At 38.1% G+C, this 16337-nt stretch carries 19 protein-coding genes and 1 other RNA gene; all 20 read left to right on the forward strand.

Features of this window, described 5'->3' with window-relative positions:
* Positions 1-74 precede the first annotated feature (74 nt).
* The 20 genes from tadA to MHB53_RS16145 all read left to right on the forward strand — a co-directional run bounded on the left by tadA (position 75) and on the right by MHB53_RS16145 (position 16330).
* The gene (tadA, locus tag MHB53_RS16050; RefSeq protein ID WP_340920181.1) at positions 75-602 is read left to right on the forward strand and encodes a tRNA adenosine(34) deaminase TadA; all 528 of its coding nucleotides are present in this window, start codon (positions 75-77) and stop codon (positions 600-602) included.
* A 33-nt stretch (positions 603-635) separates the two neighbouring features.
* Positions 636-901: signal recognition particle sRNA large type (gene ffs, locus MHB53_RS16055), an RNA gene on the forward strand.
* A gap of 496 nt (positions 902-1397) precedes the next feature.
* Complete coding sequence (gene dnaX, locus MHB53_RS16060; RefSeq protein ID WP_340920184.1) at positions 1398-3083, forward strand: DNA polymerase III subunit gamma/tau; 1686 nt, start codon at positions 1398-1400, stop codon at positions 3081-3083.
* A gap of 22 nt (positions 3084-3105) precedes the next feature.
* Positions 3106-3426 carry a YbaB/EbfC family nucleoid-associated protein gene (locus MHB53_RS16065; RefSeq protein WP_340920187.1) on the forward strand — a complete coding sequence of 107 codons (321 nt, stop codon included), beginning with the start codon at positions 3106-3108 and terminating at the stop codon, positions 3424-3426.
* A 12-nt stretch (positions 3427-3438) separates the two neighbouring features.
* Positions 3439-4035: a recombination mediator RecR gene (gene recR / locus MHB53_RS16070; protein ID WP_340920189.1), complete on the forward strand. Its 597-nt coding sequence runs from the start codon at positions 3439-3441 to the stop codon at positions 4033-4035.
* 19 nt (positions 4036-4054) lie between these two features.
* Positions 4055-4267: a YaaL family protein gene (locus MHB53_RS16075; protein WP_340920191.1), complete on the forward strand. Its 213-nt coding sequence runs from the start codon at positions 4055-4057 to the stop codon at positions 4265-4267.
* Between the two features lie 91 nt (positions 4268-4358).
* Positions 4359-4613, forward strand: coding sequence for a pro-sigmaK processing inhibitor BofA family protein (locus MHB53_RS16080; RefSeq protein ID WP_445661530.1), 255 nt, complete (start codon positions 4359-4361; stop codon positions 4611-4613).
* A 267-nt stretch (positions 4614-4880) separates the two neighbouring features.
* Positions 4881-6224 carry an FAD-dependent oxidoreductase gene (locus tag MHB53_RS16085; protein WP_340920195.1) on the forward strand — a complete coding sequence of 448 codons (1344 nt, stop codon included), beginning with the start codon at positions 4881-4883 and terminating at the stop codon, positions 6222-6224.
* Between the two features lie 122 nt (positions 6225-6346).
* Complete coding sequence (locus MHB53_RS16090) at positions 6347-7972, forward strand: hypothetical protein (RefSeq protein ID WP_340920197.1); 1626 nt, start codon at positions 6347-6349, stop codon at positions 7970-7972.
* 145 nt (positions 7973-8117) lie between these two features.
* Positions 8118-8291, forward strand: coding sequence for a sigma factor G inhibitor Gin (locus MHB53_RS16095; protein WP_340920199.1), 174 nt, complete (start codon positions 8118-8120; stop codon positions 8289-8291).
* A 118-nt stretch (positions 8292-8409) separates the two neighbouring features.
* Complete coding sequence (locus MHB53_RS16100) at positions 8410-9849, forward strand: aminotransferase class I/II-fold pyridoxal phosphate-dependent enzyme (RefSeq protein ID WP_340920200.1); 1440 nt, start codon at positions 8410-8412, stop codon at positions 9847-9849.
* 46 nt (positions 9850-9895) lie between these two features.
* A complete protein-coding gene (gene tmk / locus MHB53_RS16105; protein ID WP_340920202.1) occupies positions 9896-10534 on the forward strand; it encodes a dTMP kinase in 639 nt (212 codons plus the stop codon).
* 129 nt (positions 10535-10663) lie between these two features.
* Entirely contained in the window at positions 10664-10993 is a 330-nt protein-coding gene (locus MHB53_RS16110) for a cyclic-di-AMP receptor (RefSeq protein ID WP_340920204.1), read from the forward strand.
* A gap of 186 nt (positions 10994-11179) precedes the next feature.
* Positions 11180-12190: a DNA polymerase III subunit delta' gene (gene holB, locus MHB53_RS16115; RefSeq protein ID WP_445661441.1), complete on the forward strand. Its 1011-nt coding sequence runs from the start codon at positions 11180-11182 to the stop codon at positions 12188-12190.
* Positions 12183-13004: a PSP1 domain-containing protein gene (locus MHB53_RS16120; protein ID WP_340920206.1), complete on the forward strand. Its 822-nt coding sequence runs from the start codon at positions 12183-12185 to the stop codon at positions 13002-13004. The genes holB and MHB53_RS16120 overlap by 8 nt, the downstream gene beginning before the upstream one ends.
* A gap of 14 nt (positions 13005-13018) precedes the next feature.
* A complete protein-coding gene (yabA, locus tag MHB53_RS16125; RefSeq protein WP_340920209.1) occupies positions 13019-13384 on the forward strand; it encodes a DNA replication initiation control protein YabA in 366 nt (121 codons plus the stop codon).
* Positions 13385-13623: 239 nt separating this feature from the next.
* On the forward strand, positions 13624-14370 hold the full coding sequence (locus tag MHB53_RS16130; RefSeq protein ID WP_340920211.1) for a tRNA1(Val) (adenine(37)-N6)-methyltransferase: 747 nt from the start codon (positions 13624-13626) through the stop codon (positions 14368-14370).
* Positions 14360-14644 (forward strand): GIY-YIG nuclease family protein, encoded by a 285-nt coding sequence (locus tag MHB53_RS16135; protein ID WP_340920213.1) that lies wholly within the window; start codon positions 14360-14362, stop codon positions 14642-14644. Before MHB53_RS16130 ends, MHB53_RS16135 begins: the two co-directional genes overlap by 11 nt.
* Positions 14622-15500, forward strand: a complete 879-nt coding sequence (gene rsmI / locus MHB53_RS16140; protein WP_340920215.1) for a 16S rRNA (cytidine(1402)-2'-O)-methyltransferase — start codon at positions 14622-14624, stop codon at positions 15498-15500. Before MHB53_RS16135 ends, rsmI begins: the two co-directional genes overlap by 23 nt.
* A 359-nt stretch (positions 15501-15859) precedes the next feature.
* Complete coding sequence (locus MHB53_RS16145) at positions 15860-16330, forward strand: S-ribosylhomocysteine lyase (RefSeq protein WP_340920216.1); 471 nt, start codon at positions 15860-15862, stop codon at positions 16328-16330.
* The last annotated feature ends 7 nt before the right edge of the window (positions 16331-16337 follow it).

Consider the following 16337-nt stretch of genomic DNA (forward strand, 5'->3'; position numbering starts at 1 on the left):
ACCCAATTTAGGCATAAAACGGACATTGTTGATATTATAGTAAGATAAAATCCGATCAAAGGGGTCATTCAACTATGGTACATCGATCAGAAGAAGACTATATGCTGCTTGCTATAGCTGAAGCAAAAAAAGCAGAGAAATTAAATGAGGTTCCGATTGGGGCGGTTATTATTCTTGACGGGGAGGTCATCGCTACTGCTTATAATCTTAGGGAGACGGAACAAAATGCAATAGCACATGCAGAGCTTTTAGCGATTGACCGAGCGTGCAAAAAACTTGGTACGTGGCGCTTGGAAAATGCGGAGTTGTACGTGACACTCGAGCCATGCTCTATGTGTAGCGGTGCTATTATTTTATCCAGAATAAAAAAAGTGGTGTATGGAGCCCCAGATCCAAAAGGCGGCTGTGCAGGTACATTAATGAATTTACTCACTGATAATCGCTTTAATCACCAAAGTAATGTGATAGCAGGAGTATTAGAAGAGGAATGCGGACATTTGTTAAGTCATTTTTTTCGAAGTATTCGTGAAAAAAAGAAAGAAGAGAAACAGCGCAAATTAATGGAAAAAGAAAGTATCAATCTCGATGTGACCAGTCATTGATTTTTTTGTGAAAAAGAAGTATAATAAAATGTATCGTGCTAGACGGGGAAGTAGCGGAGCCTTGTAACCCGCAATCCGCTCCAGCGGGGTTGAATTCCTTCTAGAGGCTGTTGTTCTGTAAGGTCTGCCTTAAGTAAGTGGTGTGGACACTCGGGTCCTGCGCAATGAGAATCCATGAACCATGTCAGGTCCGGAAGGAAGCAGCATTAAGTGGAAGCTCTCATGTGCCGCAGGGTTGCCTGGGTCGAGCTAACTGCTTAAGTAACGCTTATGGAACACAGTCGAAGGAAGGTGCACGGTATTTATATTGCACATACAAAGCCATCCAATAAAGGATGGCTTTTTTGTATCCAGCTATAGACGGCATCGGCTCAAGTTCATAAGTTTGCCTTATCGATGGGAAATTGAGCTTTCCGGCTTTCCTTATGTATAAGCTACTTTAAGGGTAGATTCCCTGGGAAATAATTATAAGAAATATGTCGGAATTTCTGAGTTTATTACAAAGTAAACGAAAGGGTCTTAAGATGAGGAGAAAGGATATTTATAGAATGTAATGAAACTGAAAAAGTAAGACCAATAGTGAATTAATAATTCCAGACAAAACTATACTTTTCTGTAACAATGGCATGATATGGCGAACCAGCTACCTTTTGAACAGCTACTTTTAGAAGGTAAAGTGGAAAATCATCCGAACAATCCTAAATATTCAGCTTGGCTTTGAAAATATAGGTTTGATTAAGGTATAATAGAAGAAGTGAAAAATATTTCGGGAAAAAGAAAATGGAGGAGGAAAATATGAGCTATCAAGCATTATATCGAGTATGGCGACCGCAATCATTTACGGACGTTGTTGGTCAAGAACACGTAACAAGAACATTGCAAAACGCTCTCCTCCAACAAAAAACATCCCATGCTTATTTGTTTTCTGGACCACGTGGAACAGGAAAAACGAGCGCAGCCAAAATATTGGCTAAAGCGGTAAATTGCGAAAAGATGCCTGTATCCGAACCGTGTAATGAATGTGCTGCGTGTAAAGGGATTACAGACGGTTCCAATCAAGATGTGATTGAATTTGACGCTGCATCTAATAGTAGAGTTGAGGAAATGCGAGATGTGCTTGATAAAGTGAATTTTGCACCAAACTCTGTTCCTTATAAAGTATATATTATTGATGAAGTGCATATGCTTTCCATCAGTGCTTTCAACGCATTATTGAAAACATTGGAGGAGCCGCCACAGCATGTTATTTTCATATTGGCTACAACGGAGCCACATAAAATTCCATTGACGATCATATCACGTTGTCAGCGTTTCGATTTTAAACGGATTACTGCACAAGACATTGTTGGACGAATGACTCATATTGCAACTGAATCAGGGCTTCAGTTTGATGAAAAGGCGCTCCACGTTGTTGCTAGGGCCGCTGAAGGTGGAATGCGTGATGCACTTAGTCTTCTTGACCAAGCTGTTTCTTTTAGTGTTGATGGGGTGACAGTGGAGGACGCTTTAGCTGTAACAGGTTCAGTCGCACAAAGTTACTTAAATCGATTAGGACAAGCAATGCATGAAAAGGATATTCCACAGGCACTTGAGGCGCTTGAAGAGTTAATGCGTCAAGGAAAAGATCCGGCGCGTTTTGTAGAAGACCTAATTTTGTATTTTCGTGATATGCTTCTATATAAAACAGCCCCAAACTTGGAAGAATCATTAGAACGTGCACTACTTGATGAAGGATTTACAACATTATCAACGCAAATTTTTCCTGAACAGATATATGAATACATTGATATATTAAACAAAACCCAGCAAGAAATGAGATTTTCTAATCATGCGCGAATATACTTAGAAGTATGTTTAGTGAAACTTTGCCAAACAGAATCTAAAACAGGTGTTGCGGATGATTCAAGCGTACAAGAGTTATTCGCCAAAATTGATGCCCTTGAAAAAGAAATATCATTATTAAAAAACAATAGACCAATTGGGGAAGAGGCAACGAAAGCTCAACCATCCCAAAAAGCTACTCGGTCGACAAAAAGGTATCTCGCAAATACAAGGATGATTAGGGAAGTATTAAAAGATGCAACACGTGAAGATTTAAATGCGATCAAAAGCCGTTGGGGCGATCTACTTGAAATGCTGAACAGTAGGCAAATGCGTTCTCAATCTGCCCTTTTAAATGATGCAGAGCCGGCAGCTGCTTCACCTAATGCTTTTGTGTTAAAATTCAAGTATGAAATCCATTGTCAAATGGCAGTGGAAAATCATAAACTCATTGAAACAATATCAACATTTTTAAAAGAAGTGTCAGGAAAGCAATATCAATTTGTTGGTGTTCCAGAGGATCAATGGACTGAGATTAGAGAAGAGTTTTTGCAAAGCCAAACGCAAAGTGGTGAACAAGGTGAGGAAAATAGTGAAGATCCACTGATTGCGGAAGCGATGAAGCTTGTAGGTGCAGATTTGATTGAAATAAAAAATTAATTATTTAATGGAGGTTATGTAAATGCGTGGTGGAATGGGAAATATGCAAGGTATGATGAAGCAAATGCAAAAGATGCAAAAGAAAATGGCTGAGGCGCAAGAAGAGCTAGGAGAAAAGCGGATTGAAGGATCAGCTGGTGGCGGTATGGTAACAGTTGTTGTATCTGGTCATAAAGAGGTGTTAGAAGTAAATATTAAAGAAGAAGTAGTTGATCCTGAAGACATTGAAATGCTACAAGACCTTGTGCTTGCTGCTACAAATGACGCTTTGAAGAAGGCAGAAGATCTGACAAGTCAAACGATGGGGCAATTCACTAAAGGAATCAACCTTCCTGGAATGTAGGAGGTTTTAAATATGCACTATCCTGAACCAATATCAAAGCTAATTGATAGCTTTATGAGACTGCCGGGAATCGGGCCAAAAACTGCTGCCCGCCTGGCTTTTTTTGTTTTAAATATGAAAGAAGACACAGTGTTAGACTTTGCAAAGGCACTCGTAAATGCCAAGCGCGACTTGGGATTTTGTACGGTTTGTGGCCATATTACGGATCAAGATCCCTGCTATATTTGTAAAGACGAGCGACGGGATAGAAGTGTGATCTGTGTAGTCCAGGAAGCGAAAGATGTTATTGCAATGGAAAAGATGAAAGAGTACAGTGGACTTTACCATGTATTACATGGTTCGATTTCTCCAATGGAGGGAATTGGACCAGAGGATATTAATATTCCTGATCTATTAAAAAGGCTACAGGATGATACTGTGCAGGAAGTAATTCTAGCTACAAATCCAAATATTGAAGGTGAAGCTACAGCGATGTATATTAGTAGGCTCTTAAAGCCGTCTGGTATTACGGTAACTAGAATTGCTCATGGTTTGCCGGTTGGAGGAGATCTGGAATACGCGGACGAAGTCACCCTCTCTAAAGCAATGGAAGGTAGAAGAGAATTATAATAACGAAAGGGTGCGTTATATGTTTCGTAAACAGAAGCTTCGTAAAGCGTATGACCAGAAATTAATAGATGTAATGGAAAGTACACGAGAAAATTGGCTTCATCAAAGACATTTGGAAAACTTAAGCTATGAACAAAGTGAAGATATACGTTGTAGAACATTACTTGCACAAGCAAAATACTTTTTTTTATTTCGAGAAGCAAAAATCAGAAAAATATCAACGAAAAAATAATGTTAGGTTCCCGGTTTGTTCTTTTCGGACAATCTTTTCATACACTAGGTTGAAAGGATAATTCGATATGGGAGGGGTAAACTTGGATCCGATGATAATTATATTGGCAATCTTTGGATTGATTGCTTTCTTGTTGGTAGTCGGGATGCCAGGTAAGGCATTGAAGTGGACTGGACAGGCTGTTATGAAAGTGATGATAGGTGCTATATTCCTATTTTTTTTAAATGCCATCGGCAATCAATTTGGCATTTTTGTGCCAATTAATTTCGCCACTTCTGTTGTTTCTGGTTTTTTAGGATTGCCGGGCGTTGCCGCTTTAACTGTAATACAATTATGGATCATTTAATAAACATCCGCTAATAACCTGGCGGATGTTTTTATTTTTTGTGTACGGGGGCAGCGCCCGCTCCCCTTTATGCTATTCATGGGTAAAGGGCCAAGAACATAGGACCTAGCGCTGAATAAGGGGCTTGTGCTTTTCTTACGGAATAAAAAATAGTTAACAGATTAATGGTATGATAGGGAGGAAAATATTGGGTGTATAGGTTTTATTATCTATTTGCATTATATAAAATAGGATATTAAAAACTATCATAATTAAAGGGTGGTCAAAATGGATTTAAAGCATGAAACATTTGATGTAAGCGTTCTCGGTGGAGGGCCAGCAGGGATCACAGCGGCCCTTAGCGCAGCAAGAAGTGGCGCGAAAACAATATTGATAGAAAAGTATGGATTTTTAGGAGGAATGTCAACCGCTGCAATGGTATATCCATGGATGACGTTTCATACTGCTACAGGAAAACAAGTAATTCGTGGAATTGCTCAAGAAATAGTAGATAAACTAATGAGTCTGGATGCTTCACCGGGCCATTTACGAGATACTATCGGATTTGTTCATACATTAACACCTTACAATCCAGAAGTGTATAAAATGGTGGCTTTTGATTTATTAGAAGAAGCCGGAGTGAAGCTGCTCATGCATTCTATGGTCACTGAGGTAAACATGTCTGATCAGCAAATTGCTAGTGTATCTGTATATAATAAAAGTGGAAAAGTAAATATTAAATCAAAAGTTTTTGTTGATGCAACTGGAGATGGAGATGTAGCTTATCTTGCTGGAGCTCCGTGGGAAAAAGGAAATAAGGATGAAAAGGTTCAGCCGATGACGATGAAATTTAGAATGAAAGGTGTAAAGCTGGACGAAGTAAAGAAATATATGCAGGAAAACCCGGATGAATTTTATGAAAAGTCATTAGTTAGTGAACTAGATAAATTACCATTAACCGGGGTTATGGGTTTTTATCGTCAATGGGATGAAGCGAATTTACCGATTGCTCGAGATGGTATTTTATTTTTTGCGGGTCCAGGGGATGATGAAGCATTAATCAATGTATCCCGTGTGTCAGGTCTAGATCCAACGAATACTGAAGACTTAACAGCAGCTGAAATTGAAGGACGAAGACAAGTATATATGCTAGAAAAGTTTTTTCGACAATATATACCTGGTTTTTCAGAGGCCACAGTAGTTTCTACTGGAACTCAAATAGGTGTGAGGGAAGCACGAAGAATTATAGGGGAATATGTTCTAAATGGTGAAGACGTGTTGAATGGAACGAGATTTGCCGATGTGATTGCTAGAAGCGGTTACCCGATCGATATTCATAATCCAGAAGGGAAAGGCGTGACAGCTAATTTTATTAAGGAAGGTGGCGCATATGACATACCATATCGATCCATCGTCCCTAAAAGTGTCAATAATTTATTGTTAGCAGGACGCTGCATTTCTACTACACACGAAGCACAAGCAACGACACGTTTAACACCAAGCTGTATGGCAATTGGACAAGCGGCAGGAGCGGCGGCCGCAATCGCAGCCAAAGAAAATTGTGCAGCCAGAGATGTAAATATATCTTCACTACAAAATGAACTAATAAAGGGAAATGCTGATCTAGGGTAATAAGAAAAGTGAAAGCGTCTTGCTCATCGACGTATAGACAGCAATGTTTCGGACGGAATAAATAAAAGGTGAGCATCCTCAAAAAAACATATTAGACCAGATTAGTAGGAGGAAATAGAAACATGCAATCAATTATTAAACTAGAGGATCACCCTGTCATTTTGTTTGCTTGTGAGGAGCTAGTCGCTGCCTCTATGCGAGCTGGTTTACAATGGAAGGTCATAGAAGCAAATAAGCAAATCGATGATAAGTCAGTCATTGTTGGAACTTGGGCAACTTTAAAGAGCAAGGGATGGTTCCCATCTACATTAAAATTTGGTGTTGACCATTACCTTTTTGGTGAAAGTGATGGTCATATATGGATATCAGGTCAAAGTGAACGGGCTACTCTATATGCCGTATACCATTTTTGTAAAGTATACTGGGGAGAGCAGTGGATTTATCCAGCAGAACTTACACTATCTGAACCGACCAACACATCATTACATATTGTCAGTTATGAACCCGCTTTTATCCGTAGGGGTTTTGTATTTGAGACGATTAATGAGCCAGACTACATTATCTCGATGATTGATTGGCTTGTAAAAAATCGGATCAATGAAGTATTTTTTACTTTTACTTTATGGGATGAATTGAAGGATAGGATTGCTCCTGAAATTAGTAAACGTGGATTAAGTGTGACATTGGGTGGTCACAGTATGAAGTTTTTCTTGGACAAGGAAACAGCGTTGAATCAATCGGTAGCTAACCATCCATATACAGCTATAAAACAGCTCAATTATCAAGATAAGGTATGGCAAGAAAAGATATATGAAGAGATTGTAGCATATTGCCAGGATGTCCCAAACTTAACAAGAATCTCTTTATGGCCTGAAGATGTAGCGATAGAACCGGACTCTGAGCAAACCAATAGTTTTTTAAAGTCATATATCGAATACACAGAAGGTTTAAAAGCTACCCTCATACGTAAAGGAATAGATATAACTGTGGAACATATTGCTTATAATGCTGGTTTATCATGGATGATGCTTGAACGAGACGGGATGGAGATCTCACAGGAAGTAGATTCACTATTCGCATACTGGGGTCGTGATTATCGATATTCCTTTTTGGAATCACCCCAAAAAAGTGATCAGAGAGCATGTATATCATTGAAGGATTGGATCAAAGGGACAAAGAAAAGTAATCGAGAACTGACTATATTTGAATATTATAGTGATCAATTTATGTTGACACCGTTATTTCCCTTATTATCTCAACGCATCACGGCAGACTTGAAAGAATATAATCAATTAGGGATTGAGGGAATCACAAACTTGATAGTTCCAGTTCGAACAATTGAAAATCATCCATGGCATTGGATTCACCAATTTAACAGCTATGTTTTTTGTCGAGCGTGTTGGGGTGACCAGCTAGAGGATATTTTAGAAGATTATTATTTATATTTTCAAGATAAAGAGCGAGCGTGGATTAGGTGTGCATTTGAACTAGTCGAAGAAATTTTACCGGCAATAACAACGTGGAATACGCTACTTTTCCCAGCTAGAATAGTTGATCCAGAAATGGCGAAGGGTAATAAAAAGCAAAGTCTAGATGCATATGCATTATTGGAGGAAATTAGTAAGAATATGCAGAGGCTTTTGCAACAATCACCCTTATCAGAAGATAATATGGCTAATAAATATATTGAACATCTGGCTAATTATTCTCATGAAATGGCTAAGCAATGGAATGATAAAAAAGAATGAGGTTCCCTATGAATTTAATTTTACAGACAAACACGGCTAAGGTTTTGTTGGCATATGATGAATGTAAACGAATATTTAGGTAATTTTAGCAATTGTGTATACAGTAATGTAGATTGGGTAAAATATTATGTATGGGGGTGGAGTTATGGAGAAATGCATCGTTTGCGATGAAGCGCAAAAGCATGGTATTCATCTTTATACATCTTTTATCTGTACAGATTGCGAGAAAGCTATGATTAATACGGATCCAACCGATCCAACATACAAGTATTTTATCAATCAACTAAAAGTAGTTACAGAATCGAAAATCATGTCTTGAACCAGGCTTATAAACATAGCCTGGTTTTTATAATACAAAGATATCAAACAATGTCGAATAAGAATATATAAATATGTTATTATCGTTGCAATAGTTGTTACTGGAAAGGACAAACAGAATGGATCAAAATCAAATACCGCTTTTGAAGAAATTAATGGATCATAAAATAAAAAAAACAATTCCCTTTCATGTTCCTGGTCATAAAAATGGAATATTATTCAATGGGCTTGATGATGCATTTACTGCCTTTATGGATTTCGATGTAACTGAGCTATCAGGGCTTGATGATCTACATGAGCCTGAAGAGGTGATTTCTGAGGCGCAGCAGCTTTTAACTAATGTATATCAAACAAAAAAAAGTTACTTTCTCGTTAATGGCAGTACAGTGGGGAATTTAGCGATGATTTTAGCTTGTTGTAAGGAAGGGGACACGGTTTTAGTCCAACGTAATTGTCATAAATCCATTTTAAATGGTTTGATGTTAGCGAATGTGAAGCCAATATTTATAACCCCTGACATATCTGAAAGTACTTCGCTGTTTTCAAGTATAGAACCGGTGCATGTGGAGCAAGCATTTGCTCGTTATCCTGATATAAAGGCATGTATATTTACATATCCTGATTATTACGGTCAAACATATAAATTGAAAGCGATTATAGAGATAGCACATCGACAAGAATCAATTGTTTTAATCGATGAGGCACATGGACCTCATTTTCAGATTGGAGATCCATTCCCAGATTCTGCTCTTAAGCTAGGTGCTGATATCGTTGTTCATTCCGCACATAAAATGTTGCCTGCAATGACGATGGGTTCTTATTTGCATATTAATAGCGATCAAATAGAACGACAAAAAGTTGAATTTTATTTATCCGTTTTGCAATCAAGCAGCCCCTCTTATCCTATTATGGCCTCACTTGATATTGCCCGCTCTTATTTAGCTAATTTTTCAAACGAGGATATTACATATACGATGGAAAAGAGACAAACCTTCTTGGACAAACTTGTCGATATACCTAATCTATATGTTCATCCCCTTGAAATAGGACAAGATCCGTTAAAAATGCTGATTGCTCATGAAGACTTAACCGGATATGCGTTGCAATCTGTTTTTGAAAAACATCATATTTATCCTGAGATGGCAGACCCTTATCAGGTACTTTTCACACTGCCACTATTAAAACAAAACATGGTATTTCCTTATGAAGCAGCAGCTAGCAAAATAAGTAAGATATTTTGGGGTAGAATGGAAGAAGGCCACTCACGCTATGCCATTAATAATAAAGTTAATAAGCAGGAAAAAATGAGTGAATTGTATTTTTCATATAAAGCTATGTTAAATAAATCGGCAGAAGTGATTCCCATGGGAGAAGCGATCGGAAGAATTGCAGCTAAAATGGTCATTCCTTACCCACCAGGAATCCCATTATTATTACCAGGCGAAAAAATTACAACTACACATATAGAGAGGCTAAAGGAATTATTGCTGATAAGCGCCCGTTTTCAAGGTGGAGGAGAGGCACTGCAAGCGGGGATGGTAGAAGTATTTATTCATTAGCTTTGATATACTAAAACAACAAGTACAGGCAACGGGGGTATATAGAATGCAAGGATTATTTATTACAATAGAAGGTCCCGAAGGTGCGGGAAAAACAACCATTATTCAAAGGTTAGCAAAGGAAATAGGAAATAATGGTGTTGATGTTGTGTTAACAAGAGAACCGGGTGGTATCCAAATTTCGGAGCAAATAAGAGAAACTATTTTGGATCCTAAAAACACTGCAATGGATGCGAGAACGGAAGCTTTGTTATACGCAGCTGCGAGGCGTCAGCATTTAGTGGAAAAGGTAGTGCCAGCACTAGAGAAAGGCGCAGTTGTGCTTTGCGATCGATTTATCGATAGTTCGCTCGCCTATCAAGGGCATGCGCGAGGCTTAGGAATAGAGGAAGTCCTTTTAATCAATCAATTTGCCATCCGGGATTTAATGCCCGATAAAACACTGTATTTTGATATCGCCCCTGAAATAGGCCTAAGAAGAATTGAAGAGCATGCAGGCCGGGAGATAAACCGCTTAGATTTAGAAAAGCTCGAATTCCATTATAAAGTAAGGGAAGGGTATCAAATTCTTTTGGAGAAATTCCCTGAAAGAATCATTTCCATTGATGCAAGTGCATCTATTCAAAATGTATATGAAGCGACAAAAGCTTTAGTCGATCTACTCCTTACAAAAAAGGGAATTTAGATTGATCTACGTTTTAAAAAAATATATTTTTAAGATTGTTTGATTTCCATTGTGTATCATATAAGGATAGCTGATATAATAAATATAAGAGAATATGATGAAACTAATAAATGGAGGGGTGATTCACCAATGAAATTAATTATGGCAGTTGTACAGGATCAAGACAGCAATCGATTAATGAGTGCATTAGTTGATAATAACTTTAGGGCAACAAAGCTTGCCACGACAGGTGGTTTTCTTAAATCAGGTAATACTACATTTATGATTGGTACAGAAGACGTTAGAGTAGCTAAAGCGCTTCAAGTGATAAGAGAAAATTGTAAAACCCGTGAGCAATTAATGGCACCTGTATCGCCTATGGGCGGCAACGCTGATTCTTACATCCCCTATCCAGTAGAGGTAGCGGTGGGCGGCGCCACTGTTTTTGTTCTTCCAATTGAGCAATTTCATCAATTTTAATAAAATCTAACAAATTACACATACTGGACTCACGGAATGTGGGTCCATCGATGCTAGCAGTGTACGTCATGTACATTGGCAGCTACCACATCCAAAACGGATGATTTGATTATCATTAAAGGACAAAACATTCTGGAGAATATTTTCTACTGGATTGCTCCTTAATTTATATATGTTAGCGAGTGAATGCATGTGTCCATATCATGGAACGAATTTGAGCAAGCTCAGCCATTTGCAGCTAAAATGATGAGAAGTAGTATAAACAAGAAACGTGTTGCTCATGCTTATCTTTTCGAAGGTGAAAGAGGGACAGGGAAACGGGATGTTAGTATATTAATAGCGGAAAGTCTTTTCTGTGAAAATCCGTCTAATATCGTTCCCTGTGGAAGTTGTATTAATTGTAAACGCATCAAGCATGGAAATCACCCAGATATCCATATGGTTGAACCTGATGGATTATCGATTAAAATAGATCAGATTCGTGCGTTGCGTACGGAATTTAGTAAGTCTGGTGTGGAATCGAAGAAAAAACTATATGTGATTATGGATGCGGAAAAGATGACGATTTCGGCAGCTAATAGTCTGTTGAAGTTTTTGGAAGAGCCGCATTCAGAAACGACAGCAATTTTAATAACAGAACAACCGCAACAAATACTACCGACAATATTATCTCGTTGCCAAGTGGTTTCTTTTAAGTCACTTCCTGCTGTCTTTTTTAGTGAAAAGCTTCAAAAAGCAGGTGTACATCCCGTAAAGGCCCCACTCTTGGCATCTATAACAAATAATTTACAAGAGGCGTTAGAACTTGATGGTGATGATTGGTTTGCACAAGCTCGAAAGATAGTGTTAAAATTGTATGAAGTCTTGAAGAAGAATCCATTATATGCGTTAACTGCCCTTCAAGATGAATGGATTGGTCACTTTAAGGACAAATCTCAAATAGATATAGGTTTAAATCTTTTATTGCTTGTATATAAAGATGTGCTATATATACAAATGGGGAAGGAACAGCAGCTTGTATATGCGGATCAAAAGAACATATTTGAATCAGATGCTTTGCACATCTCGTCAAGGCGGCTGTCCGAACAAATGACTGCCATTCTGGAAGCTAAACGGAAATTAAACGCAAATATGAATCCTCAGCTGTTAATGGAACAGCTTGTGCTAAATTTGCAAGGGGGACCTTCTTTTGTATAATGTGATAGGTGTCCGGTTTAAAAAAGCCGGTAAAATATATTATTTTGACCCAGGAGAGTTTCCGATCGAAAAGAATGATTATGTAATAGTGGAAACCGCTCGTGGTATTGAATATGGGAAAGCTGTCACTGCTAAGAAGCAGGTAAATGAACATGATGTTGTTTTGCCGCTGAAAAAGGTAGTGCGTATGGCTGACCCAAGGGATCAAATGAATGTGGAAGAAAATAAGCAAGCAGCGGAGCAGGCATATGAAGTTTGTTGCGACAAAGTAATAGAGCATCAGCTAGACATGAAGTTAGTTGATGTGGAATATACGTTTGATCGTAATAAAGTAATATTCTATTTTACGGCGGATGGCAGGGTAGATTTTCGAGATCTTGTAAAAGATTTGGCTTCAATTTTTCGTACAAGAATAGAGCTTAGGCAAATCGGAGTAAGAGATGAAGCGAAAATGCTTGGCGGAATTGGCCCCTGTGGTCGCATGCTTTGTTGCTCTACATTTCTCGGAGACTTTGAGCCAGTATCAATTAAGATGGCAAAAGATCAGAATCTTTCCTTGAATCCTACAAAAATTTCAGGGCTGTGTGGGCGACTAATGTGTTGCCTAAAATATGAGAATGATGAATATGAAGAGGCTAAAGCTGAATTACCTGATATAGGTGAGGCGATCAAAACGCCTGATGGACCTGGAAAAGTTATTGGTTTAAATTTATTAGAGCGTGTGATTCAAGTGAATTTAACAGGGCAGGAACGCGTTTTAGACTATACTTTGGAAGAAATATTGAGTGAGAGTGCAGTTCCGGCTAGAGAATAACGAGGTGTAAAAATATGGATAAAAAGGAGTTCTTCGATTCTGTCAGCAGCATGGAGATGCAGATTGGCCATTTGTATCAGCAGCTTGGGGAGATCAAGCAATATCTTGCTGAGTTAATAGAGGAAAACCATGCCTTGAGACTTGAAAATACGCATTTGCGTAACCATATGGAACAAGAGCCGGAAACGAAAAGTATATCATCTAATTCTGAAGAACAACCGAAGGAAAGTGTATACGACAAAATGTCAGAGATTGGCGAAGGCTATGATAATCTTGCTCGTCTCTATCAAGAAGGCTTCCATATTTGTAACGTTCATTTCGGCAGTCCTCGCCGTGATGAAGATTGTCTGTTTTGTCTTTCTTTTTTAAATAAGAAATAATAGATTCGACAAACTTCTACCTAGAGAAAACTGGCCATAAAAATGTGAGGCAGCCTTCCTTTTATAAAAGGAAGGCTCTTTAAATACCTAGTTTTAAGGCAGTTGAGGTAGTAGATTCAGAAGGCTCCCAAGAGTATACTACGAAGATGTAGTAGGCATTTTTTAGTGAAAGTTCCTTAAACGGTGTTACACTCAAAACAGATGACTAAGCTGTTTGACTTTACATGGAGGTGAAAGTAATGCCTAAGCTCTACGATGATGAACGGCTTGATTATTTATTAGCTGAGGACTTGCGGATTATCCAAAGCCCTTCAGTATTTGCTTTTTCACTTGATGCAGTTTTACTTGCTCGTTTTGCATATTTACCAATTCAAAAAGGAAATATTATTGATTTATGCAGTGGAAATGGAGTAGTACCTTTACTTATCAGTAATCGAACAAATGCAAATATAACCGGAGTTGAAATTCAGGAGCGGTTGTATGGTATGGCTGTTCGAAGTATTTCCTATAATAATCTTGAAGCACGCTTGAACATGATTCACGGAGATATTAAAGAGATCCCTGAACAGCTCGGACATGGAAAATTCGATGTCGTGACATGTAATCCACCTTATTTTACATCACCTTCCCCTGAAGTGATCAACGCAAATGAACATTTAGCAATTGCCCGTCATGAAATCTTATGTAATTTAGAAGATGTTGTTCGTGTGAGTAGTCAACTACTACGACAAGGGGGAAAAGTTGCCTTTGTTCATAGACCAGAAAGACTGATGGATTTATTCATGTTGATGCGGCAATATCGCTTGGAACCGAAACGGTTAAGGTTTGTTTATCCGAAACCTGGTAAGGAAGCAAACACAATCTTAGTAGAAGGAATAAAAGATGGAAATGCAGGTTTGAAAATACTACCGCCCCTATTTGTTTATAATCAAGATAATGAGTACACATTAGAAGTGAAAGAGATGTTGTTTGGAAATGAAAAGTAGTAAACACTTTTTTTACGTTTTAGAATGTAGGGATGGCTCCTTCTATGGTGGCTACACAACTGATCCGATTCGCAGACTGGCCCAGCATAATCATGGAAAAGGTGCAAAATATACGCGTATGAAAGCACCAGTAAAAATGATTTACACTGCTGAGTATGAGGATAAAACAGCGGCGATGAGAGCTGAATATGCTTTTAAACAGCTGTCTCGTTTAAAGAAAGAACAATTTTTAAGAGAAGCTGGTGATTGGAATGAAGATTCAAAAGAGCTTTAGTGTCACAGACAATAAAGGAATTCTATATTTGGTACCAACTCCGATCGGTAATTTAGAAGATATGACCTTTCGTGCTATTCGTATGATGAAAGAAGCCAATATTATTGCCGCTGAAGACACGCGAAATACAAAAAAGCTATGCAATTACTTTGAGATTGCTACACCATTAGTAAGCTATCATGAACATAATAAGGAAGCGAGTGGGCTACAATTGCTAACAAGGCTAGCAAGAGGTGAAAAAGTGGCACTTGTTAGTGATGCAGGCATGCCTTGTATTTCTGATCCTGGCTATGAGCTAGCTGCAGAGGCAATTGCCGCCGGATATACTGTTGTGCCTTTGCCAGGGGCGAACGCTGCTTTGACTGCACTCATTGCTTCTGGTATAAATCCACATCCTTTCTTCTTCTATGGATTTTTACCAAGGGGTAAAAAGGAGAAGAAAACTGAATTGGAAGTATTGAAAAAACAGACTAGTACTGTTATTTTTTATGAGGCGCCCCATCGATTGAAAGAAACATTAAAATCGATGCTCTCTGTATTAGGTGATCGGCAAATAGTTCTCTGCCGTGAGCTTACGAAAAAGTTTGAAGAATTTATGCGTGGAACGATTGAAGAGGCGCTTCAATGGGCAGAACAAACAGAAATCCGCGGTGAATTTTGTCTTATTGTTGAGGGGAATGCAGAAGAGGTCGAAGAAAGCGACGTGCCATGGTGGACTGACATGGGAATAAAGGCACATGTTCAACACTATATAGATGTGCAACAACTATCATCTAAAGAAGCGATCAAACAAACATCACTCGATCGTAAAGTTGCAAAACGTGATATTTATCAAGCCTATCATATTGAAAACTAAAGAAGTAAACTGTTGAATATTCGACAGTTTACTTCTTTGCAATTCATTGCAATAAATGATAAATTTAATTATATATTAATCCTAAGTATTTACATAGGATAAGAAGTATATAAAGTGTGGATAGTGAATGTAATTTACTTTTTGATAATTGGTCAATACCTTTGAGGAGGTTGTGACTGATTATAATCCTGAGTATATGGAATTATTTCGTGATTATGATCGTATTTTAGAAGAAGTAATATTACACAACCGTTCCTGTACCGCATAAAATAATTAAATCAAGTCGATTTTCAAGTACATTCACAAAGAAAAATGACTTTGTATAGTTAAACGAAGCAACTAAATGAGGAGGAATTCTGATGTCTAAAAAACAAGCGATGAACGTAGAAAGTTTTAATTTGGATCATACAAAAGTAAAGGCCCCTTTTATAAGACTTGCGGGTGTTAAAAAAGGCGTAAACGGTGATGTAATTCATAAATATGATCTTCGTTTTACACAACCCAATAAAGAACATATGGAAATGGCAGCAATTCATTCGCTTGAACATATGATGGCGGAATTTAGCAGAGATCACTCGAATAAAATTGTGGATATTAGCCCAATGGGATGCCAAACTGGCTATTATCTGTCAGTGATTAATCATGATGATTATGATGACATTTTAATGATTGTTGAAAAAACATTGACAGATGTGCTATCAGCTACCGAAGTGCCAGCTTGTAATGAGGTGCAATGTGGATGGGCTGCAAGCCATAGTTTAGAAGGCGCAAAAGAACTAGCAAAAGCTATGTTATCGCACCGTGATGAATGGACAGAAGTTTTTTCATAAAAGAGGT

The organism is Bacillus sp. FSL K6-3431 (assembly GCF_038002605.1).
GTDB lineage: Bacteria > Bacillota > Bacilli > Bacillales > Bacillaceae_C > Lederbergia.